Genomic DNA, 20,111 nt, shown 5'->3' on the forward strand with positions numbered 1-20,111 from the left:
TCCGTCCGGCCCACTCAATGGCCGTCAGTCTCTTTTGCGCCGGGCTTCAGGACATAAAATCGGCTGCAGTAGGGGCATTCGATCTGACCCTTGTCCCCCATATTGAGATAGACACGCGGATGACCGAGCGGACCCTTGCCGCCGTCACAGGCAACTTTCACGCTGCCGACTTCAATTGTCTCAAACGCTTGCATAAAGTCGTTTCTCTCCTTGGATGGCCGTCCGGCATTGCCTCAAGCGAGCCCCTCATGGGCCCCCGGCAACGCATGGATGATATCCATTGCGGCCCGAGACGCAACCGATTAATGGCTTTTCGGGCAGTGAAAATGCGGCCCCTTGCGCTTGCCAAGCGCTAGCGCCATGTCTATATGATCAGAGACTTAAATCCGGTACCCCGCCCGATGACGCCGGCGAATTCCCGCTCAGGCTTTTCAAGGACCGCCGCCAAAAGTCGCATCCGGAAAGCGCGATGCGATTTGCCCATCGTCGGACGCCGCGCGGCCGGAGGCAGCCGTCAAGGTCGGCCTGTCGTTAATAGATGATCGAGTAGCAGCCATGAGTGATCCCATTACTGATTTTCCCGCCCTGCAGGTGCGCAACCTGACCAAGGTCTATCGCGGCCGCGGCGGGGCGCCTGACAAAACGGCGCTGAAAGGCATCAACCTTGAAGTGAAGCAGGGCTCGTTCTTCGGCCTTCTCGGGCCGAACGGGGCTGGCAAATCGACACTTATCAACATCATCGCCGGCCTTGTCAACAAGACGAGCGGCGAGGTCGCCGTGTGCGGCTATGATCTCGAGCGGGATATGCGTCACGCCCGTTCATCGGTCGGCGTCGTGCCACAGGAACTCAACCTCGATGCCTTCTTCACCCCGCGCGAGGTGATGGAGTTTCAGGCGGGGCTTTACGGCGTTCCGCGCTCAAAGCGGCGGACCGATGAAATTCTCAAAGCCATGGGTCTCAGCGACAAGGCGGACGGCTACGCCCGGACGCTTTCGGGCGGCATGCGGCGGCGGCTTCTGGTCGCCAAAGCCATGGTCCATAACCCGAGCGTCCTGATCCTCGACGAGCCAACGGCAGGCGTCGATATCGAGCTTCGCCAGCAGCTCTGGTCCTATGTCCGCAAGCTCAATGAGAACGGCACCACCATCATTCTCACCACGCACTATCTCGAAGAGGCGGAAGAGCTTTGCGATACCATCGCCATCATCAATCACGGCGAAGTGGTCGCGTGTGAAGCGACGGAGAAGCTGCTCGGCCGGCTCGATATGAAGAATGTGAGCCTGCAGCTCGCGAGCGATATCGATGCGGTGCCCGCGCATCTGACACGCTTCAACACCACACTCTCGCACGGCCGCCAGCTCGACATTTCCTATCGGCCGAGCGAGACGGCCATGGCGGAGATCCTCAAGGCGGCGGCCGATGACGGGCTCGATATCGTCGATCTCACCACGCAGGAGCCCGACCTTGAAGATGCCTTCCTGCAAATGACCGCAAGGCGAGAATAAATTCTCGATCTGCACCCTGAATTGCGGTATCGTTCTCCTAATGGTTTGAAACCAAACAATAACAGGGAGGACAAGCGGGATGACAACTCTTTACAGCGGCGGTCATGTCTTTGATGGCGTGAGCGCGCTTCTTGAAAACCACGCCGTTCTGGTCGAGGGCGACAGTATCGTCGATGTCGCGCCGGCCGAAAAATATGCCGGCTATCAGGGCGATCGCGTCGATACCAGCGGCGGCACCGTCATGCCCGGCATGGCCGACTGTCACGTCCATCTCGTCTATAAGGGCGAGGCCGATCCGCGCGGCAGCATCGAAAACGTCAATCCCGGCGAAATTGTCCTCCGCGTTCTGGAGAATGCGCAGATTTCGCTCAAAGCCGGCATCACAGCGGTGCGCGACTGCGGCGGGCGGGACTATCTCGAATTTCCGGTTCGCGATGCCTGCAACCGCGGACGCTTTCTTGGGCCCAACATCATGGCGTCCGGCAAGATGATCTGCATGACCGGCGGGCATGGCAACAGGAACGGGCGCGTCGCCGATGGCTGCGATGAGGTGGTAAAGGCGGTGCGCGAGCAGATCCACGCGGGCAGCGATCTCATCAAGATCATGGCGACCGGCGGCGTCATGACGCCCGGCGTCAACCCGGAGGATGCGCATTATTCCGCCGATGAGATGCGTGTTGGCGTTGCCGAGGCGCGCCGCTTTCACAAGACATCGGCGAGCCATGCGCAGGGAGCGGAGGGCATCATGAACGCCGTCCTCGCCGGAATCACCTCGATCGAGCACGGCATTTTCATGGATCAGGAATGCCTCGATGCCATGCTGGAGCGCGGCACCTACCTTGTCCCGACCCTTTCGGCCGTGCAGAACATCATCAACAACGCCGATCGCGGTATTGCCGACTATGTCGTCGACAAGGCCCACCGCGTGTTCGAGCGGCATAAGGAAAGCTTTACCATGTTCTATCGCGCCGGCGGACGTATCGCTATGGGCACCGACGCCGGCACGCCCTTCAACCTGCATGGCGAGAATGCGATGGAGCTTGCCTATATGGTAGAATGCGGCATGACGGCGCTGGACGCGCTTGCAAGCGCCACGTCGGTCGCGCACAGCCTGATGCAACTGACCGACCGCGGCCGGATCGATACCGGCTTCAAGGCCGATATGATCATCGTGAACGGCAACCCTGCCGCCGACATCATGATGGCCGCGAAGGGCGAAAACCACCGCATGGTCATCAAAAACGGCCGCCGGGTCGATCTCCCTTGAGGCGAAGGCGGAGCGCACGATGGAAATGTGATTGGTAATCGGCGGGAAAATCCTTACCTTATATATATGGATGTTTCGATATTCCTGAGAAAGGAGGATTTTCATGTCCTTACGATCTGATTTCGCCCGTTTCCAAAAACAGAATCTGCGCCGCCGCCATCGCATCGCGGGGGAGATGAACCTTCGCAAAGGCGCCGCCGCGTCGCACGATGATGATCTGGCGCTGAGCGTCATGAACAATCGCGCCCGCGCCATCCAGCGCGAAAAGATCGATCGCCTCCGCCGCCATCGCTAAACGGCGGCGGATTTCACCGGTAGCACTCTAAATTTATTGCAACGCTCCAGCGCATGAGCTATAGCAGAGACCTCTTCTTGGCACCCGTAGCTCAGCTGGATAGAGCGCTGCCCTCCGAAGGCAGAGGTCACACGTTCGAATCGTGTCGGGTGCGCCAGTTTTTTCTGCGGATTATTGTGACTTTCGGAATTTCGCTTGCCGTCAAATGAGGGATCGAGCGATCTACCACTTCTTTATATGCCTTAACTTACTCGCTTCCGCTTCTTCTTGAAATTTTTACGCGTCGCAACGCTAATATCGGCGACGGCCTTTTATATTCGGATTGCCTAATTAAAAGAAATATGCCATCTTGCCAAAATACAGCCACATGACGAATTCACTCTAAATCATTGTCTTTGAATTATGCAAATGCTCCCATATGGGGTAGAGGGAATTCAAAACGGAAAAGCCCGTCTGTATAACTTTGGCGCAATAGAACCTGTATTCCAATAACCTCTTCAGCGCGCGCGGTAATCGGTCTTAAACCTTGCAACGGAGGACACGATGATGGCTCACGATAATCGACTTCTCTCCGCCGCCCTCATCGTGTTCGGGGTTACTTTCTGCCTGATCTATCCGCTCGCATTGCTTTGGCCGTCCGGGTGGGCGTGGCACGCAGGTTCGCCAGCCTCCAGCGACTATTTTATGATGATCGTCGGCGTATATGCGACCCTCGGTATATTCCTGATCCGCGCTGCAATGAGCCCTTCTGATCATCGGTCTCTCATCTGGTTCACGGTCTGGTCGAGTGTCGTCCATGCCGTTGTGATGGCAGTGCAGTCGCTGAGTAACGATATGCACCTCGGGCATCTTGCTGGTGACGTTCCGGCGCTGCTGCTCGTTGCGATTGTGCTTGCCTTCCTGATGAAACGTTCGGACCACAATCGCGGGAAAGGGGTATCAGGCCGAGCAGAGACCGCCTGACAAGCTTCCAGCATCAGCGGCGTGGCCGTGGCGAAATTCTTCAAATTTATTGCGACAACAAGCGCTGATTGAGACTGACGGCAGACCCGACCCGTCGAAACGTACCGCCATCACGCACATCCAGAAGATGATCGCTGCCGAACTATAAATGGGAGGCTTCTGCGCGCACCCGCCCCCGCCAATTCCGCGGGTGGACCCGGGCGGGGGAGCATGGTAGAAATAAAGCCAATCCTTATTTCGAGCCAATGCGGAGACTGCCATGTACAAGACGAAAATCGATATGCCCGACAATACCCGCAAAGCTGCCGTCAATCTGCTGCAGGCGCGGCTCGCGGATGCGGTTGATCTCGCGACGCAGATGAAGCAGGCGCACTGGAACGTCAAGGGGCCGAGCTTCATCGCCCTGCACGAGCTGTTCGATCAGATCCACGGCGAGGTCGCCGGCTATGTCGATTTGCTGGCGGAGCGGATCACGACGCTCGGCGGTACGGCGGAGGGAACGGCGCGTGTGGCGGCCGAGCGCTCGACGCTTGGCGAATATCCGCTCGATATCGCTGATGGCACGGCCCATGTGGATGCGGTCTCTACCGTGCTCGCGGCGTTCGGCAAGGAGATCCGCGCGGCGATTGACGCGAGCGATGACATGGGAGACCAGGGCACGGCCGATCTCTTCACCGAAATCTCCCGCGGCATCGACAAGAGCCTCTGGTTCGTCGAGGCGCACGCCCAGACGAAGAAATAATCGCCAAAATTCTGTTTGCAGCCGGCCGGCGCGCGGACGCGCCGGCGCTGTGGGTCCACCTATGAACGCTTGAGAAGCTCGAGCGTCTTCGGGTCGGCTGCGCCTTCGTAAAATCGGTCGAGCGCGGAGCGGAACAGCGCGATGTCCGCCGCATCGGTGGCGACGCTCAGAAACAGCGTTACCGAGGAGCGGAATTTGAGATCATCGGGCGAGCCCAGAATATCGAGGGCGCTGAGATCCTCATGGCGCATCATCAGCCGGACAGCATGGCGGAGCCGCTCGCCGAGGATCGGATGCGCCAGATAGCGCGCGGCCTCAGCCGCATCCATAATCGCATAGCGCTGCGCCATCGCGGAGGTCCCGAGCCCGGCCAGCTGCGGGAAAACAAACCACATCCAGTGTGATATCTTGAAACCATCGGCAAGTTCCGCCTCGACCTCGTCGAGGACGCCGTTTTGCGCCGTAACAAAGCGCTGAAATTCATCTTCGCTCATGGCTCGACCCCACTCTCTTCCCCTTTCCTCCCGTTGCCCCTCCCATAGCATAAGGAGGGCGCCTTCGGAAAGAGGCCGGCGGGCGGCTGAGTGGCAGCGCGCCTTCGCCCGTCAACGGCCGCGATGATCGCGCTCTTCACCCATTTTTTTCGGATGGGCATAGCCGTGCACATATTCCGGTTCCTTGTGATCGAGCCGCTTCATCTTTTCAAGCGCCTCATCATGAAGCGCGATCAGCGCATCTTCGATGGCATATTGCGCCCGCACCTCCGCCGCGACGCTCTCAGCCGGCGGATTGCTCTTGTACCACTCGACCGTCCGGCGCAAGCCTTCCAGCGGATCAACGATATCGCGATAGCCGAGATCATGCTGTAACGGGAAGGTATCGAACATCCGGTGATAATCCTCGTCATTAAAGACCTGGAGGATACGGGCGTGGGAGGCGACGGCATCCGGCACGGAGACAACCTCCATCCTTTCCCCCACCGCATCAAACAGCACCTCGCCGATCTGCGCGAGCGTGAACTGGCGCTGATCGGCGCAGTTATAAAACTTGCCGGCGGACGCATCGGGCTTGTCGACGCCGAGCAGGACCGCATGCGCCATATTCTCCGCATATCCGTGGCTGATGATCGTGAGGCCACCGTCCGGCATGGCGACGCGAGTGCGCCTGTCAAGGGCGCGCTGGAGATACCACCAGAAGCGGATCGGCATCACCTGCCCTTCCCCGTAGATCAGCGGATAGCGGAAATGGCTGACATTGCAATCCTTGCCATGATGCGACATGACATGCCGCTCGGCTTCGAGCATCTTGTAGCCGAAGGGATGATCCTCTGGCGAACGCAGCAGCGGCGTTGTCTCGCTGAGCGGGATGGCGGCGCCTGTCGGGAAAACGGATCTCGGGTCGGCAAAGCCCCGGAAAATGGCCATGCCGCCGATGGTGATCAGGCGATCGGTGAGCGGCGCAACGACGTCGGCGACGATCCTTATCCGTCCATAGGCACCGATAACGACGTCAAACTTCCGGCCCTTCAGCGACGCCTCGAGCGGTTCGCGGAAATGCGGATCCGATTTGATCCGCTCCACCTCCGCCGGGATATGACTGTCGTCGCGCCCGCCGCGGTTCAGCATGGCGACGTCATAGCCGCGATCCAGAAGTCCTTTTACGAGAAATCGGCCGGTCGGTCCCGTTCCTCCGATCAACAAGGCTTTCATCTGTCGTCCTTTCAAAAATGCATTTCGAACAGATTGAATGGCATCACTTCTGCCGGACTAATTCTTACCGAGGAAACGACGGGTCGAGGCTCTGAAATCATCGCTTGCAAGGGCTGTCATCTGGAGCGCCCGCATCTCGTCATTCTCGTCGGCCAGTTGCAGAGCGTAGGCAATCGACTTCTTGACCGCCGCGTAGGCATTGTTGCTTTGCGCCATGATCTCCGCCGCGAATGCCGCAAGTACTTCCTCGAACGCGTCATCGGCGATCAGCTCATCGACCAAGCCGGCCTTCAAGGCCTCGGCGGCGGAGAGATCCCGGCCGCGCAGCAGAAGCGCGCGCGTCATTGGTAGCCCAACGAGCGCGATCAGCTCTCCCGTCGCAAGCGCCGGATAGGGCAAGCCGCGCTTTATTGCCGTTACCTTGAAATGGGAGGATTTCGTGCAAAGGCGAAAATCGCACGCTGCGGCGATCACGACACCGGCCCCGACGCAGTGGCCGGAGATGGCGGCGATCGTCGGGACGGGAAGGCCGCGCAAAAGAGCGGAGACCTCACGAAGGCCGACGGCGGCATCCTCCGCCTTCGCGGCATTTCTCTGCAACTCTTCATATTCGCTGATATCACCGCCCGAGCAAAAGGCGCGCCCGCCGGCGCCCCGCAATATGACGAGACGGATATCATCCCGGCTTTCGGCTAACCGCAATGCCGCGGCAAGATCGCCCCACATGGCCCGGCTGATCGCATTGTGCTTTTCCGGCTGATTGATGACAATCAGCATGCAGCCGTTCTCAATATGCGTCTCGATCATGACAGTCTCTTCAGGCATAGGAGGGACGGCGGACAGCATTTTTCGCACCCGCCATCGCAGCTCAGTTGGTGTGGCGATTGACGATAATACCGGACGCCTCGCGATCCCAGATTTCATGCAGCCGCTCCTGCGCACTCTGCTTGAGTTTGTATTTCTCAACCTTCTCCGTCATGGTGCGCGGCAGGTTTGGGACAAACTCCACATAGCGCGGCACCATGAAATAGGCCATATTGTCAGCGCAGTGGCGGATCAGCTCCTCAAACGTCAGGCTATGGCCCTTCTTGCACTCGACGCTGACCATTACCTCATCCTCGCTCATCTCCGACTGCACGGCATAGGCCGCCACATCCTCGACCGCCGGATGATGGAGGATAATCTGCTCCACCTCGTAAGACGAGATATTCTCGCCGCGGCGGCGGATCGCGTCCTTTTTGCGGTCAACGAAATAGAGGAAGCCGTTTTCATCCAGATAGCCCCGGTCGCCGGTATGGAACCAGAGATTGCGGCGCGATTCGATGGTCGCTTCGGGCTTCTTATAGTAGCCGAGCGCCGTCGTCCACGGCTCGTCGCAGCGGACGCAGATTTCGCCGGGAACCCCCGGTGGCATCGGATAGTCATCATCATCGAGAATAGCGACCGTCATGCTGTGGCGAAGCTGCCCCGCCGATTTCCATTTCGACGGCGGATGCTCGGGGCTGAGGAAGGTGACCCCGCCGAAATCGGTCAGTGCATAGACGGACGTGATCTTGAGATCATAGCGTTTTTCAAACTCGCGCGCGAAATCCGGCACGGGCACCATCATGCAGAGGCGCGCCTTGTTGTCCCTATCCAGCGGGCTTTCGGGCTGCGCCCAGAGGATGTTCGCCATGGCGCCGAGAAGATTGAACTGCGTCACGCCGTATTCTCTGACCTCCTCCCAGAACTTGCTCGCCGAAAAGCGCGGCGAGACGACCAGCGTCGCGTCGGCAAAGAGTGCCGGCAGCGCGCAGGTATTCAGCGCGTTGCCATGAAAGAGCGGCAGGCAGGTATAGAGTACGTCATCGGGCGTATAGCCGAAATATTCCGCATGGCTGATCGATCCCGAGACCATCATGTCATGCGGCTCCATATTGCCCTTGGAGGGGCCTGTCGTTCCTGACGTGTAAAGCAGGAAAGCGAGATCGGAGTTTTGGACGATATCGTTCGGCAGATCATCCGCAGGGGCCGAGAGCAGGGCCTCATACTCTTCTATCTCCAGGCGGAGTCCCTTGCGCACCTCCGCGCTCACCGGACGGCCGTCATCGACAATAACCATCCGTTTGATGTCGGGGCACTGGTCCTGAACAGTCAGAAAGCGCTCCACCAGGCCGCTGTCGGAGATGAGGAAGGTGGAATCCGACTGCGTCAGGTAATAGGTGTAAAGCTCGCCCTTGGCGGCGGTATTGACCGGCACGCAAACCCCGCCAATTTTCGCCACGGCGAAATAGAGAAACAGAAGCTCCGGCTTGTTATCCATCATAAAGGCGACATGCTGCCCCTTCTCGATGCCGCTTGCCTGCAGCGAGCGGGCGAGACGGTTGCTGATTTCATGCATGTCCCGGTAGGAATACTGCCGGTCGAGAAATTTCAGAAAAATCTTGTCGCCATTCAGCTCCGCCTTGAGACGCAGCATCCCGCCAAGAGTGCGATGTTCCCTGGCAATATTGATTTCCCGTAATTTTCTCATGCTTCCCCGCTCCTTCCCTGATTGTGGGTTAGTTGGTGTGACGGTTGACGACGATCCCGGCCGCCTCGCGGTCCCAGATCTCATTGAGCCGCGCCTGCGCGCTTTCCTTCAGCTTGTATTTCTCGACCTTTTCCGTCATCGTCCGCGGCAGCTCAGGCAGGATTTCGACATATCGCGGCACCATGAAATAGGCCATGTTCTTGGCGCAGTAGCGGATCAGATCCGCGGGATCCAGCGTCGCCCCGTGTTTCAGCGTCACGCTCACCATCACCTCATCCTCGCTCATCTCGGAGCGGACGGCGTAGGCCGCGGCGTCTTCCACCGCCGCGTGCCCGAGGACGATCTGCTCCACCTCGTAGGAGGAGATATTCTCGCCCCGCCGCCGGATCGCGTCCTTTTTGCGATCGACGAAATAAAGATATCCGTCTTCATCGAGATAGCCGCGATCGCCGGTGTGGAACCACTGGTTGCGGTTCGCCTCGACTGTCGCCTCCGGCATCTTGTAATAGCCAAGCGAGGTGATCCAGGGGACGTCGCAGCGGGCGCAGATTTCACCGGGCACGCCGGGCGGCAAAGGGTTATCCTCATCATCGCGGATCGAGATGGTCATGCCCGTCGCCGGAAGACCGGCCGATTTCCATTTTGCGGGCGGATGCGCGGGGCTTAGAAAGGTGATGAACCCATAGTCCGACAGCGCATACACCGACGTAACCTTGACGCCGTAGCGTTTTTCGAACTCGCGCGCGAAATCCGGCACCGGCACCATCATGCAGAGCCGCACCTTGTTATCCTTATCGCGCGGGCTTTCCGGCTGCGCCCAGAGGAAATTCACCATCGCGCCGAGCAGGCTGAAGGCGGTAACGCCATTCTCGCGGATCTCGTCCCAGAAGCGGCTCGCCGAAAAACGCGGCGAGAGCACGAAGGTCGCGTCCGCAAGAAACGCCGGGATCGCCGAGGTATTGAGCGCATTGCCATGAAAGAGCGGCAGGCAGGTGTAGAGCACATCATCGGGCTGGTAGCCAAAAATCTCCACATGGTCGATCGCGCCGCCGATCAGCCGCCCGTGCGGCACCATATTGCCCTTTGAGGGACCGGTCGTGCCGGAGGTGTACATCATGATGGCAAAATCGCTGATGCGGGCGAGATCATCCGGCAGATCGTCCGCCGGCGCATCGAGCAGCGCCTGATAGTCATAAACTTCAGCCCGTAAATCCTTGCCGATGGAGAGATCGACCGCGCCGCCCGCTTCATTAAGAAGAATGACCTTGGTGATATTCGGGCATTGTTCTTCAATCGCCTGATAACGCTCGATCAGCCCGGCGTCCAATATCAGGACAACGGAGTCCGACTGGTTCAGATAATAGGCGAAAAGATCGCCCTTCGCCGCGCTGTTCACAGGAATGCTGACGGCGCCCATCTTGCCAATGGCGAAATAGAGCAGCAGCTGCTCCGGCTTGTTGTCCATCATAAAGGCGACATGCTGCCCGGCTTCGACCCCGAGCTGCTGCAAGCCGCGGGCGAGCCGGTTAGTGATCTCGTGAAATGCCCGATAGGATATTTCCCGCTTGCCAAAGCGGAGGTAAATCTTGTCGCCGTTCTTCTCCGCCTTGTGGCGCGCAATGCTGCCAAGCGTACGGGCGGTCGCGGGAACGTCGAGAACTCTCTGTCGTATCATGGGGTTACTGTCTTTCCAAGGAACAGGGGGAGCGGAGTGCCGTCGCTGCACTCCTGCCATGTGAGGCGGAGCGGCATGCCGATGCGCAGCTCCTCCGGCGCAAGGTCGATAACATTGCTGATCAGCCGGACATTGAGGCTCGGGAAGGCGACGATGGCGATATTGTAGGGAACGAAAGGTCTCAGCTCTTCGCTCACCGCGTTATGCACGACGGTGTAGCTGAACAGCTCCGCCTCATCGGGCGCCGGCACCCAGACGCACTCGGGCGACAGGCAGAAGCGGCAGTAGGGCGCCGGATGATGCCGGCAACGGCCGCAATTCGCGCATTGCTGGAAGCGCAGCTCGCGCTTTTTGCACCACTCCCAGAAGGGCACGGCCTCAAGCGGCGGATTGGGCGGCGGCGTTGGCAGATATCGTGTCATCACTCCCTCCCGATGATGGCGGCCGATGCCGTGTTGGCGAGCAGGCAGAGCGTTGCATTCTCCACCTGCGAGGTGGAAGTGCCGCGCAGCTGCCGCACGCCTTCCACCGCGAGGTTGAGGCCGTGGATATAGGCTTCCGACAGATGCCCACCGGAAGTGTTGATCGGCAGCTTGCCACCTTTCCAGCGGATATTGCCCTCGGCGACGAAATCGCCCGCCTCGCCGCGCCCGCAGAAGCCGTAGGCCTCCAGATTCATCAGCACGAAATAGGAAAAATGGTCATAGATCTGCGCCGTGTCGATATCGTCCGGCGTGATCCCGGCCTTGGCATACAGCCGCGTCGAGAGCGTCCGCCCGCCGCCCGCGCGGTAATCCTCCTCGGGCATGTTGTGCGAACCAAGCCCGCCCGAACCCCAGCCGGGCTCCGAGCCCTGCCCTGCGGCAAGGATGCGGATGATCGGGCCGTCGAGATCCCGCGCCCGCTCCCGCGTCGTGACAATGAGCGCGCAGGCGCCGTCATTCTCCTGGCAGCAGTCATAGAGGCGGAACGGATCGGCGACCATGCGCGAGGAAAGATAGGTTTCAAGGTCGAGCGGCCGGTCCCTGAACACGGCGCGGGGATTGCGCGAGGCGTTGTCGCGGGCAACGAGCGCCACTTCCGCCACCTGCTCCTCGCGGATGCCGTAGTCCTGCTTGTAGCGCTGGGCAAGCGGCGCCAGCATGAAGGGCGGTGCGAACATCCCGAAAGGATCAAGAAAGCCCGGGCTGTGTGGCACCGCATAGCCCTGCCCGAAGCGTTTGCGCTGCCCCTGGCAGAGCGAGCGGAAAACCGCGACATAATTCGCCGCGCCGGATTCCACCGCCGCCGCAGCCTCGGCGATAGAGGCGTAGCAGCCGCCGCCCCCGCCGCCCCATACCATCGTCGCGGAGCGCAAATGCGGCAGGCCAAGCGCCTCCTGGATCAGCCACGGCACGCTTTCGTCATTGGCGTAAGAGGCAAGGCCGTCGATATCATCCGGCGTGATGCCGGCGTCCCGGGCCGCGTTCAGGATCGCTTCGCAGGCAAGCGCAAGCTCGCTGCGATCCTGAATGCCGCCGCGGCGCGTATAATCCGTCTCCCCGATGCCGACGATACATGCCTGGGACCTGGCGTCTGATGAAACACCCACTCTTCCCCATCCTTCGGCGCGGTCGGGCAAAAATCCCCCCGCACTCTTTTTGGTTGTCATTTCTTATCCGTCGGATCATTTCATAAGCCATAATTTATGTCAATATATGAAAAATATATTCATACAATGAACATTTCATGGTAATTTGCTTAAATCCTCTTTTTGTGGAAATTTATGGTGCAATGCGATATGAGAGATGAGTTTTCAAGGGAATAGGCCCGACATCGGTCCCTCTTCGGGGGAGCGGCGCGGATATATTGCCCGGTATCCGTGTCCAGATGTCGGACACAAGCGTCCATTCGGGCGCGCGTAGTAAATTGGGTATGCCATCTGTTGTCTGCGGGCCGACCCCCCGTCAACAACACTACCTTGGGATGGAGACATTATGGCCTCGTTTGAACCGGTAACTGCCGTCATCAGAGCGTTGACCGTGCTCAGGATCGTGAATGATCTGGACTATGCGTCCATCAAACAGATCCACAAGCTCTCGAAGCTGCATCGCTCGACAGTGCTGCGCATGCTTGAGACACTGATGCACGAGGGCTATGTGACGCGCGATGAAGAAAGTGGCATGTACCGGCCGACCGGCAAGACGCTGCTGCTGAGCCGCGGCTTCGATGAAAAGCGGCAACTCTCGGAGCTTGCATCACCGACCATGCTGGGCCTTCGCGAACAGATCGGCTGGCCGTCAGACCTCGCTATTCTCGACGGCCATGAGATGATGATCGTCGAGACCAGCCGCGAATATAACATCATGGCGATCAATCACCGGGCCGGCGTGCGCGCACCGCTTCTGCTCACCTCGCTCGGCCGCGCCTATCTCGCTTTCTGCACGCCTGAAAAGCGGGAGAAGCTGCTCGCGGCGCTTGCCGCCTCGAACCGGTCGGTCAACGCGCTGGCGCGCAATGATCCCGCCGGGGTACGCCGGATGCTTGATGAAGTGCGCGAGAAGGGCTATGCCGTCCCGGATCCCGATTTCAACAGCTCCAACTCGTCGGGCGCCGGGCTGATCACCGGCTTCAGTGTTCCCGTATTCCGAAGCGGCGAAGTCTTTGCAAGCCTCAGCACCTCTTTCCTGATCAGCGCCATGCCGCTCGAGAACGGCGTGGAGGCGCTTTTGCCGGCGCTGCAGCAGACGGCGGAAACGCTCAGTGACCTGATCACCCGAAACTACGGCGGATCGCGGCCCTGAGCGAGGTTGCCGTCCCTATCCCTTTTTAAAGAGCGGAATGATCTGGCCGTTGCCCGACGTGCCCCAGAGGAGGCGCACCTTCATGCCGATCTCAAGTTCGCCCGGCTCCGCATCGACAATGTTCGTGATCAACCGCACCCCGCCGAGGCTCGGAAAGCTGACGACCGCGACGTTATAAGGCACGCGGGTCCGCACCGCCTCATGCGCGGGGTGATGGAGAAAGGTGAAGGTGAAGAGTTCCGCTTCATCCGGCGCTTCGACCCACTCGATCTTGTCGGATTGACATTGCGGGCAGAACGGGCCCGGCGGGTGGCGGAAGCTTTTACAGCTTCCGCAGCGCTGGAACGTTAGTTTCTTTTCCGAACAGTTGGCCCAATAGACGGCATCGTCGAATGAGGGATCGGGACCCGGAACAGCATCTGGCATATATTGCATTTTTATTTTCCTTATTTCTTAAGCAGCATAATCGACGAGGAACAGGGCGATTTGCGGAAATGCGATCAGCAACACGATGATCAGCAGTTCCATTAGGACGAACGGGATACATCCTTTAAAGACCTCTCCCAGCGGCGCTTCCGGCACACTTCCCTTGACAACAAAGACGTTGATCCCGACCGGCGGCGTTATACAGCCGAGTTCGACTGCCTTTACAATGATGATGCCGAACCAGATCGGATCGTAACCGAGCTGGAGGATGATCGGAAAGACGATCGGCATGGTGATCAGGATCATCGAGATCCCGTCAACCAGCGCTCCGAGGACGATGTAGATCAAAATGATAAGTGCAAAGACGACATAGACCGGAAGATCCATCCGCACGATTTGATCGGCGATCACGGTCGGCAGTTGTGACATGTTGAGGGCAAGACTGAACAATCCGGCGCCGATGATGAGCAGGAAGATGGCAGAAGTGGCGGTTCCCGTTTCCCAAAGACCGTTTTTGATATTCTGCCATGCGTTCTTGCGCGCCGCGACCATGATGAAGCTTAGAAACGCGCCGACGGCGGCGGCCTCCGTTGCGGTCGCGATGCCGAGATAGATCGAGCCCATCACCACCGCGAACAGCAGCATTACCTCCCAGGAGCGGCCGAGGGCGGCGAAGCGCTCCGTCCAGGGGGCCGCCTGCGCGCCCTGCTTGTCCATTCCGGCAAGCTCGGGCCTGATCTTCACGAGAAGATAAATGCCGATCATATAGATAAGGGCCGTCATGATACCGGGGACGATCGCGGCGATAAACAGCTTTACCAGCGACGCTTCGGTGATGAAGGAATAGATGACGAGAATGCCGCTTGGCGGGATGAGGACGCCAAGCGTGCCGCCCGCCGCAATCGTGCCGCCGGCAAGTGAATATTTGTACCCGCGGCGGATCATCTCGGGCAGGGCGACGCGCGCCATGGTGGAGGCCGTCGCGACACTCGAGCCACACACGGCAGAAAAGGCCGCACAGCCAAAGACGGTCGCCATGGCGAGACCGCCCGGCACATGGCCGAGCCAGCGCTGGCCCGCTTCGAACGCCCGTTGTGACAGGTTGGCGGAGAAGGCCATATAGCCCATAAAGAGGAAAAGCGGCAGCACGGTGAAAGAGAAATGCGCCGTAAAGGTATAGGGGAAATTGGCGATCAGATATTCTGCGGCCCCCCAGGGACGCATAGTGATGATGCCGACAAGCCCTGTCGCGGCAAGGGCGATCGCAATCGAGATTCCCGACAGCAGCAGGATCAGCATCATGCTGACCAGAAGGGTACCAATAAGGACGGGATCCATCTAGAAACTCGCTTTCTCTTCTTCCGCCTGCTGTTCGGGAATAAGACCGATGACGCGAAGAAGATCGAAGAAAAACTGCAAGGTCAGGCAGACAAGCCCGACGGCGAGGATGATGCGCGAAGGCCAGATCGGAAACGCAATCACGCCATAGCTCGATTCGTTGCTAAGCGTCATCGAATGCGCGATATCAATGGTGAGCCATGCCAGCAGCCCGCAAACCACCGTCGAGGCGACCGTCGAGATAAACCGCGCAACGCGAAGGCCCGCCGGCGGCAGGTGGGTCGTCAGCAGTTCGATGGAAAAATTATGATTTTTCTGCTGTGCTGCGGCCATACCGAGAAAAATAAGGCCGACCATGATCAGGACGGCCAGTTCGTTGCCGCCCGGGATCGGTTTGCTGAAAACGCTGCGCCCCACAACGTCGGCGACGATCAGCAGCATGGTGACGAGAGTGAGGAAGCCGCTTGCGATGCCAAGGCGTAGCAGGAAGCGTTCGATACCCTCCACGAGACGTGTAAACATGATGTGCCCCCTGTCAGATGCGGAAATGCGAAAGAGACGCAAGGTCTCTTTCGCCAGTTATGCAGTTTAGCTGATTAGGAGCCGCATGCTTCCTGGAAGATCTGCCAACCGTTCTGGTAGGTCGAGGTTGCTTCATGCTTGCGGATGAGGGACACGTAATCTTCCAGCACCTTGTTCGCGTCGACACCGGCAAGCTTCGAGGCCCATTCAACCCAGCGGTCCTTGATCTTGTCATAGGCAACGGCGCGGACTTTTTCGGCTTCAGCATCGTCAAAGAGATGGATCTGCACGCCGCCGTCTTTTTTGCTCATTTCACAAAGGCGAATGGCGTTTTCACGCACCTCATCCTGACGCAGCTTGTTGTAATGCGGGATCACATCCGCGGCGACGTCCATGATGATCTTCTGGTGCTCGGGGCTGAGCTTGTTCCAGCGATCGAGATTGATCGCGACGATGTTGGCCGCATAAACGCCCATCCGGCCACCGTCGGAGCCATATTTGGAGGCTTCGGCGAGACCGCCTTTGACGGACGAATCAAACGGGGAAGACGTCATGGCGTCAACCACGCCGCGGGACATGCCTTCCAGTGCTTCCGGATAGGGGACAGAAACCGGCGTTGCGCCAAGCGCCTGCACCGTATCGGCGATGGCGAGAACAGCGCGAATCTTCAGGCCGTTATAATCTTCCGCCTTGGTGATCGGCAGACGGGAGAAGATGGTGTTCACCGAATAGCCGCGGGCGAACAGGACCTTTGCATTCCGCCCCTCATATTCTTTCCTGAGGTTTTCGTTGGCATTGAAGAGTTCAGTGAATGCGCCGGTCACCGCGTCACTGTCGTTGGTGATGAACGGCAGCGTCACGTTGGAGAGCGGGTAGTCATTGCGGTTATAAGCGCTCGGCACGCCCGCGACGATGTCCGCAGCCCCACGCGAAAGACCCGGGAAGAGGTCCGAGGCGCTCAGCAGGCTGCCGCTGAAATAACGTTCAAAGACGATTTCGCCATTGCTGCGCTTCTCGACCTCGTCCATGAACCAGATATCGCCATGCGAGGTCGTGTAGATTTCCGAAATATAGGTCGCATAGACGAGTTTTTCTTTGACCTGGGCGGAGGCGGGAAGACCGGTCGCGATGACGCCGACCAGTCCCAAAGCGCCGAGGATTAGCTTCGACATTTTCATGTATGTTTCTCCCTAATTTTTTTATGGGCTGCCCTGATCGGCCACCGTATGTTTTTGCGAATGGCGAATTGGCCACCAAACATGTTGATTATTTCATATGATTGCGCGTATAGTCAACAGATGAAATAACTGTTCATTTAATGAACACTTTTAGAGAAGCTGACATATAGAAGTCAGTCGGACAGGCATGAGGAGGTTTTATGGTCAACAGCAATCAGCGCGCATGTATCGTCGGCATCGGGGAAACCGCCTACCGGCGTTGGGGCACGGTGACGGAGGAAAGCGAATTCAGCCTCGCCTGCAAGGCGATCATGGCGGCGGCGGCGGATGCCGGTCTGCCACTCAGCGAAATTGACGGCTTCGCCGCCCATTCGGACGATCGCAACGATCCGGCGCGCCTCGAAGTGACGCTCGGCATCAAGCAGCTGCGCCTCGCCTCGATGGTCTGGGGCGGCGGCGGCGGCGGCGCCTGCGCCTCGCTCTCCAACGCGGTGGCGGCGGTCGAGAACGGCTCGGCCAACTATGTCGTCGTGCTGCGCGCGCTCTGCCAGGGGCAGCAGTTCCGCTACGGCCAGTTCCATGAATGGAGCGCGCATCAGAAATTCTCCTCCCCTTACGGCCTTTTCTCCCCTCCGGGTCAGGCGGCCATGACCTTCCGCCGCTATATGCACCAGTATGGGCTGACGGAAGAACAGCTCGCGCGGGTCCCTCTCGCCTGTCGGGCCAATGCAAACCGCAACCCCAATGCGGTGATGCATGACCGGCCGCTTGATCTGGAGACTTATCTGAAGGGCCGCATGATCGCCGAGCCCTATCGCGTCTATGACTGCTGCCTCGAGACGGACGGCGCCTGCGCGCTTATCGTCACGACGCGCGAGCGCGCCCGCGATCTGAAGGGCAAGCCCGCGCACGTCCTCGCGGTCGGTCAGGGCGGCGACGGCCGCTGGGGCACCGGCAATTTCGGCAACTACAACATGCCCGAAGACATCTTCACCATGGGCCCGCAGCAGCGCCTCGCCAATGAACTGTTCGCCCGTGCGGGCGTGGAACGTGACGAGATCGACGTCGCGCAGTTCTACGATGCCTTCAGCGGCGCGGTCTTCACGGCGATCGAGGCCTTCGGCTTCTGCGGCCGGGGCGAGGCCGGGGCATTCGTCGAGGCGGGCCATATCGACTATCCGACCGGCAGCCTGCCCATCAACACCTCGGGTGGCCTCCTCTCGGAAGCCTATGTCCACGGCCTCAACCTGCTGATCGAAGGGGTCAAGCAGGTGCGCGGCACGTCCACATCGCAGGTAAAAAATGCCAAGGTCTGTCTGGTTACCGCGGCGCCGGTAACGCCTTCGAGCGCCACCATTCTCGGGGCCGAGCCGAACTAGAAAACATAAGCCGACAAGACGGCACGGGAGATCGTCAGATGCATTATGATATTCTCATCAGAAACGGAATGATCGCGGATGGTCGGGGCGGCGAGCCCTATGCCGCGGATATCGCCATTCTGGGCGGGAAGATTGCCGCCGTCGGCGCCCTTACCGGGACGGCGGCCGAGATCATCGATGCGGATGGCCGGCTGGTGACGCCGGGATTTGTCGATCTTCACACACATTATGATGCGCAGGCGACATGGGCGGAGCGGCTAACCCCCTCTTCCGCCCACGGCGTCACCACGGCGGTCATGGGCAACTGCGGCGTCGGATTCGCCCCCTGCCGGCCGGAAGATCACGACAGTCTCATCCGCCTTATGGAAGGGGTGGAAGATATTCCCGGCGTCGTGATGGCCGAGGGGATTCCGTGGAAGTGGGAGAGCTTTCCCGAGTTTCTCGATTTTCTCGGCGCCCGGCGCTATGACATGGATATCGGCGCCTACCTTCCCCATGCCCCGCTTCGCGTCTACACCATGGGCCGGCGCGGCATCGACCGCGAGCCTGCCAATGCCGATGATCTCGCCCGCATGTCGCAGGTGGTGGCCGAGGCGATGAAGGCCGGCGCGCTCGGCTTTTCCACCTCGCGCAGCCTCAATCATCGCTCCAGCGACCAGCATCTGATGCCGGGCATTTCCGCGTCCGAAAGCGAGTTGATGGCGATTGCGAGCAGCATCCGCACGTCAGCCAGGGGCCTGCTCCAGTTCATCACCGAATTTACCGAAGCCGAGACCGATTTCGGCATGCTGCGACGGATCAGCGAGAAATCCGGCGTCCCGATGACCTTCTCCCTGTCGCAGCGCTCGGCAACCCCGGATCTTTGGAAGACGCTTCTCGATTTGACCGCCGAGGCAAATGCGGACGGTGTGCAGATCATGCCGCAAGTTTATTGCCGTCCGATCGGGCTGCTGCTCGGACACAAGCTGCATTATCATTTCTTCTCCTTCTCGCCGAGCTATCTCGCCCTCAAGGATCTCTCGCCGGAGGTACGGCTTGAGAGGATGCGCGACCCCGAGCTGCGCCGCCGCATCATTGCGGAATTCCCGGCCGAGGCCCCCTATTCCGTTATCAACCGCTCCCTCATCGATCTCGCCAATATCTATCTGATGACGGAGAGTTTCGATTATTCGCCGAAACCCGAGGACAGCCTCAAAGCGATCGCCGCGGCGCGCGGCGTGCCGCTTGCCGAGCTTGCCTATGATCTCCTGATCGAGAAGGACGGCAGCAACGTTTTCTATGCCCCCGCGCTCAATTTCGCTGACAAGAATCTGAAGGCCGTCGAGGCGATGCTGAAGCATCCGAACACTCTCTTCGGGCTTGGCGATGGCGGCGCGCATGTCGGCATCATCTGCGATGCGAGCGGCCAGACCTTCATGCTGCAGCACTGGGCGGATGAGAAGACGAGCGGGCATATCCCGATCGGCCAGGTGGTCAAGAAGCTGACCCTCGACAATGCCCGGGCCGCGCATCTCTTCGATCGCGGCGTGATCGCGCCCGGCTACCGCGCCGATCTCAATGTCATCGACCTCGACCGGCTGAAGCTCCATCTCCCGGAAATGCACTATGACCTGCCGCTTGGCAGCGGCCGCCTCGTGCAGCGCGCGGATGGCTATGACGCGACGCTGGTTGCGGGCGAAATCACCTATCGAAACGGCGAGCCGACGGGGCGACTGCCGGGCCGGCTGATCCGCGGCGCGCAGGAGGCACCGCAGCTATCTGCCTAATATCGATAGCGCAGATCTCGATATATATAAGGTCCCCGGTACCGCACAAC

Annotated in this window: 19 protein-coding genes, 1 tRNA gene and 1 pseudogene; 9 read left to right on the forward strand and 12 right to left on the reverse strand. The window is 59.5% G+C overall.

Annotated features, from left to right (window positions below; translation table 11 throughout):
- Positions 1-14: 14 nt before the first annotated feature.
- On the reverse strand, positions 15-194 hold the full coding sequence (locus V7Z56_RS06315) for a zinc-finger domain-containing protein (RefSeq protein WP_334128523.1): 180 nt from the start codon (positions 192-194) through the stop codon (positions 15-17).
- Between the two features lie 361 nt (positions 195-555).
- Between V7Z56_RS06315 and V7Z56_RS06320 the strand changes: the two genes are divergently transcribed.
- From V7Z56_RS06320 to dps, 6 genes and pseudogenes are all read left to right on the forward strand, one after another.
- Positions 556-1,506 carry an ABC transporter ATP-binding protein gene (locus tag V7Z56_RS06320; protein ID WP_334128524.1) on the forward strand — a complete coding sequence of 317 codons (951 nt, stop codon included), beginning with the start codon at positions 556-558 and terminating at the stop codon, positions 1,504-1,506.
- Positions 1,507-1,585: 79 nt separating this feature from the next.
- On the forward strand, positions 1,586-2,773 hold the full coding sequence (locus V7Z56_RS06325) for a metal-dependent hydrolase family protein (RefSeq protein WP_334128525.1): 1,188 nt from the start codon (positions 1,586-1,588) through the stop codon (positions 2,771-2,773).
- A 103-nt stretch (positions 2,774-2,876) separates the two neighbouring features.
- The gene (locus tag V7Z56_RS06330; RefSeq protein ID WP_334128526.1) at positions 2,877-3,068 is read left to right on the forward strand and encodes a hypothetical protein; all 192 of its coding nucleotides are present in this window, start codon (positions 2,877-2,879) and stop codon (positions 3,066-3,068) included.
- Between the two features lie 80 nt (positions 3,069-3,148).
- Positions 3,149-3,225, forward strand: a tRNA-Arg gene (locus V7Z56_RS06335).
- 386 nt (positions 3,226-3,611) lie between these two features.
- Positions 3,612-4,031 carry a DUF6632 domain-containing protein gene (locus V7Z56_RS06340; protein ID WP_334128527.1) on the forward strand — a complete coding sequence of 140 codons (420 nt, stop codon included), beginning with the start codon at positions 3,612-3,614 and terminating at the stop codon, positions 4,029-4,031.
- Positions 4,032-4,287: 256 nt separating this feature from the next.
- Positions 4,288-4,773, forward strand: a pseudogene (gene dps / locus V7Z56_RS06345) (DNA starvation/stationary phase protection protein Dps); the annotation flags it as partial.
- Positions 4,774-4,832: 59 nt separating this feature from the next.
- Here dps and V7Z56_RS06350 read toward each other — a convergent pair.
- From V7Z56_RS06350 to V7Z56_RS06380, 7 genes are all read right to left on the reverse strand, one after another.
- Positions 4,833-5,267 (reverse strand): DUF1810 domain-containing protein, encoded by a 435-nt coding sequence (locus V7Z56_RS06350; RefSeq protein WP_334128528.1) that lies wholly within the window; start codon positions 5,265-5,267, stop codon positions 4,833-4,835.
- Positions 5,268-5,378: 111 nt separating this feature from the next.
- Positions 5,379-6,482 (reverse strand): NAD-dependent epimerase/dehydratase family protein, encoded by a 1,104-nt coding sequence (locus V7Z56_RS06355; RefSeq protein WP_334128529.1) that lies wholly within the window; start codon positions 6,480-6,482, stop codon positions 5,379-5,381.
- A 57-nt stretch (positions 6,483-6,539) separates the two neighbouring features.
- Positions 6,540-7,289, reverse strand: coding sequence for an enoyl-CoA hydratase/isomerase family protein (locus V7Z56_RS06360; RefSeq protein WP_334128530.1), 750 nt, complete (start codon positions 7,287-7,289; stop codon positions 6,540-6,542).
- Between the two features lie 61 nt (positions 7,290-7,350).
- Complete coding sequence (locus V7Z56_RS06365; protein WP_334128531.1) at positions 7,351-8,994, reverse strand: ATP-dependent acyl-CoA ligase; 1,644 nt, start codon at positions 8,992-8,994, stop codon at positions 7,351-7,353.
- Positions 8,995-9,022: 28 nt separating this feature from the next.
- A complete protein-coding gene (locus V7Z56_RS06370; protein ID WP_334128532.1) occupies positions 9,023-10,669 on the reverse strand; it encodes an AMP-binding protein in 1,647 nt (548 codons plus the stop codon).
- Positions 10,666-11,091 carry a Zn-ribbon domain-containing OB-fold protein gene (locus tag V7Z56_RS06375; protein ID WP_334128533.1) on the reverse strand — a complete coding sequence of 142 codons (426 nt, stop codon included), beginning with the start codon at positions 11,089-11,091 and terminating at the stop codon, positions 10,666-10,668. The genes V7Z56_RS06370 and V7Z56_RS06375 overlap by 4 nt, the downstream gene beginning before the upstream one ends.
- On the reverse strand, positions 11,091-12,260 hold the full coding sequence (locus tag V7Z56_RS06380) for a thiolase C-terminal domain-containing protein (protein WP_334128534.1): 1,170 nt from the start codon (positions 12,258-12,260) through the stop codon (positions 11,091-11,093). Before V7Z56_RS06380 ends, V7Z56_RS06375 begins: the two co-directional genes overlap by 1 nt.
- A gap of 385 nt (positions 12,261-12,645) precedes the next feature.
- On the opposite strand from V7Z56_RS06380, the gene V7Z56_RS06385 reads away from it, so the two are divergent.
- Positions 12,646-13,452, forward strand: a complete 807-nt coding sequence (locus tag V7Z56_RS06385; RefSeq protein ID WP_334128535.1) for an IclR family transcriptional regulator domain-containing protein — start codon at positions 12,646-12,648, stop codon at positions 13,450-13,452.
- Positions 13,453-13,467: 15 nt separating this feature from the next.
- Here V7Z56_RS06385 and V7Z56_RS06390 read toward each other — a convergent pair whose 3' ends face one another.
- The 4 genes from V7Z56_RS06390 to dctP all read right to left on the reverse strand — a co-directional run bounded on the left by V7Z56_RS06390 (position 13,468) and on the right by dctP (position 16,910).
- Positions 13,468-13,887, reverse strand: a complete 420-nt coding sequence (locus tag V7Z56_RS06390) for a Zn-ribbon domain-containing OB-fold protein (RefSeq protein ID WP_334128536.1) — start codon at positions 13,885-13,887, stop codon at positions 13,468-13,470.
- 18 nt (positions 13,888-13,905) lie between these two features.
- Positions 13,906-15,216 carry a TRAP transporter large permease gene (locus V7Z56_RS06395; RefSeq protein WP_334128537.1) on the reverse strand — a complete coding sequence of 437 codons (1,311 nt, stop codon included), beginning with the start codon at positions 15,214-15,216 and terminating at the stop codon, positions 13,906-13,908.
- The gene (locus V7Z56_RS06400; RefSeq protein WP_334128538.1) at positions 15,217-15,738 is read right to left on the reverse strand and encodes a TRAP transporter small permease; all 522 of its coding nucleotides are present in this window, start codon (positions 15,736-15,738) and stop codon (positions 15,217-15,219) included.
- 74 nt (positions 15,739-15,812) lie between these two features.
- Positions 15,813-16,910: a TRAP transporter substrate-binding protein DctP gene (gene dctP / locus V7Z56_RS06405; protein ID WP_334128539.1), complete on the reverse strand. Its 1,098-nt coding sequence runs from the start codon at positions 16,908-16,910 to the stop codon at positions 15,813-15,815.
- A 206-nt stretch (positions 16,911-17,116) separates the two neighbouring features.
- Here dctP and V7Z56_RS06410 point away from each other — a divergent pair, with 206 nt between their 5' ends.
- A complete protein-coding gene (locus V7Z56_RS06410; protein ID WP_334128540.1) occupies positions 17,117-18,295 on the forward strand; it encodes a thiolase C-terminal domain-containing protein in 1,179 nt (392 codons plus the stop codon).
- A gap of 38 nt (positions 18,296-18,333) precedes the next feature.
- On the forward strand, positions 18,334-20,061 hold the full coding sequence (locus V7Z56_RS06415; RefSeq protein ID WP_334128541.1) for an N-acyl-D-amino-acid deacylase family protein: 1,728 nt from the start codon (positions 18,334-18,336) through the stop codon (positions 20,059-20,061).
- Positions 20,062-20,111 lie beyond the last annotated feature (50 nt).

The organism is Sneathiella sp., assembly GCF_036844445.1.
GTDB lineage: Bacteria > Pseudomonadota > Alphaproteobacteria > Sneathiellales > Sneathiellaceae > Sneathiella.

Coding starts and splice junctions, on each gene's coding strand:
- V7Z56_RS06315 (WP_334128523.1), bottom strand. CDS start 194: ATGCAAGCGTTTGAGACAATTGAAGTCGGCAGCGTGAAAGTTGCCTGT.
- V7Z56_RS06320 (WP_334128524.1), top strand. CDS start 556: ATGAGTGATCCCATTACTGATTTTCCCGCCCTGCAGGTGCGCAACCTG.
- V7Z56_RS06325 (WP_334128525.1), top strand. CDS start 1,586: ATGACAACTCTTTACAGCGGCGGTCATGTCTTTGATGGCGTGAGCGCG.
- V7Z56_RS06330 (WP_334128526.1), top strand. CDS start 2,877: ATGTCCTTACGATCTGATTTCGCCCGTTTCCAAAAACAGAATCTGCGC.
- V7Z56_RS06340 (WP_334128527.1), top strand. CDS start 3,612: ATGATGGCTCACGATAATCGACTTCTCTCCGCCGCCCTCATCGTGTTC.
- V7Z56_RS06350 (WP_334128528.1), bottom strand. CDS start 5,267: ATGAGCGAAGATGAATTTCAGCGCTTTGTTACGGCGCAAAACGGCGTC.
- V7Z56_RS06355 (WP_334128529.1), bottom strand. CDS start 6,482: ATGAAAGCCTTGTTGATCGGAGGAACGGGACCGACCGGCCGATTTCTC.
- V7Z56_RS06360 (WP_334128530.1), bottom strand. CDS start 7,289: ATGATCGAGACGCATATTGAGAACGGCTGCATGCTGATTGTCATCAAT.
- V7Z56_RS06365 (WP_334128531.1), bottom strand. CDS start 8,994: ATGAGAAAATTACGGGAAATCAATATTGCCAGGGAACATCGCACTCTT.
- V7Z56_RS06370 (WP_334128532.1), bottom strand. CDS start 10,669: ATGATACGACAGAGAGTTCTCGACGTTCCCGCGACCGCCCGTACGCTT.
- V7Z56_RS06375 (WP_334128533.1), bottom strand. CDS start 11,091: ATGACACGATATCTGCCAACGCCGCCGCCCAATCCGCCGCTTGAGGCC.
- V7Z56_RS06385 (WP_334128535.1), top strand. CDS start 12,646: ATGGCCTCGTTTGAACCGGTAACTGCCGTCATCAGAGCGTTGACCGTG.
- V7Z56_RS06390 (WP_334128536.1), bottom strand. CDS start 13,887: ATGCAATATATGCCAGATGCTGTTCCGGGTCCCGATCCCTCATTCGAC.
- V7Z56_RS06395 (WP_334128537.1), bottom strand. CDS start 15,216: ATGGATCCCGTCCTTATTGGTACCCTTCTGGTCAGCATGATGCTGATC.
- V7Z56_RS06400 (WP_334128538.1), bottom strand. CDS start 15,738: ATGTTTACACGTCTCGTGGAGGGTATCGAACGCTTCCTGCTACGCCTT.
- dctP (WP_334128539.1), bottom strand. CDS start 16,910: ATGTCGAAGCTAATCCTCGGCGCTTTGGGACTGGTCGGCGTCATCGCG.
- V7Z56_RS06410 (WP_334128540.1), top strand. CDS start 17,117: ATGGTCAACAGCAATCAGCGCGCATGTATCGTCGGCATCGGGGAAACC.
- V7Z56_RS06415 (WP_334128541.1), top strand. CDS start 18,334: ATGCATTATGATATTCTCATCAGAAACGGAATGATCGCGGATGGTCGG.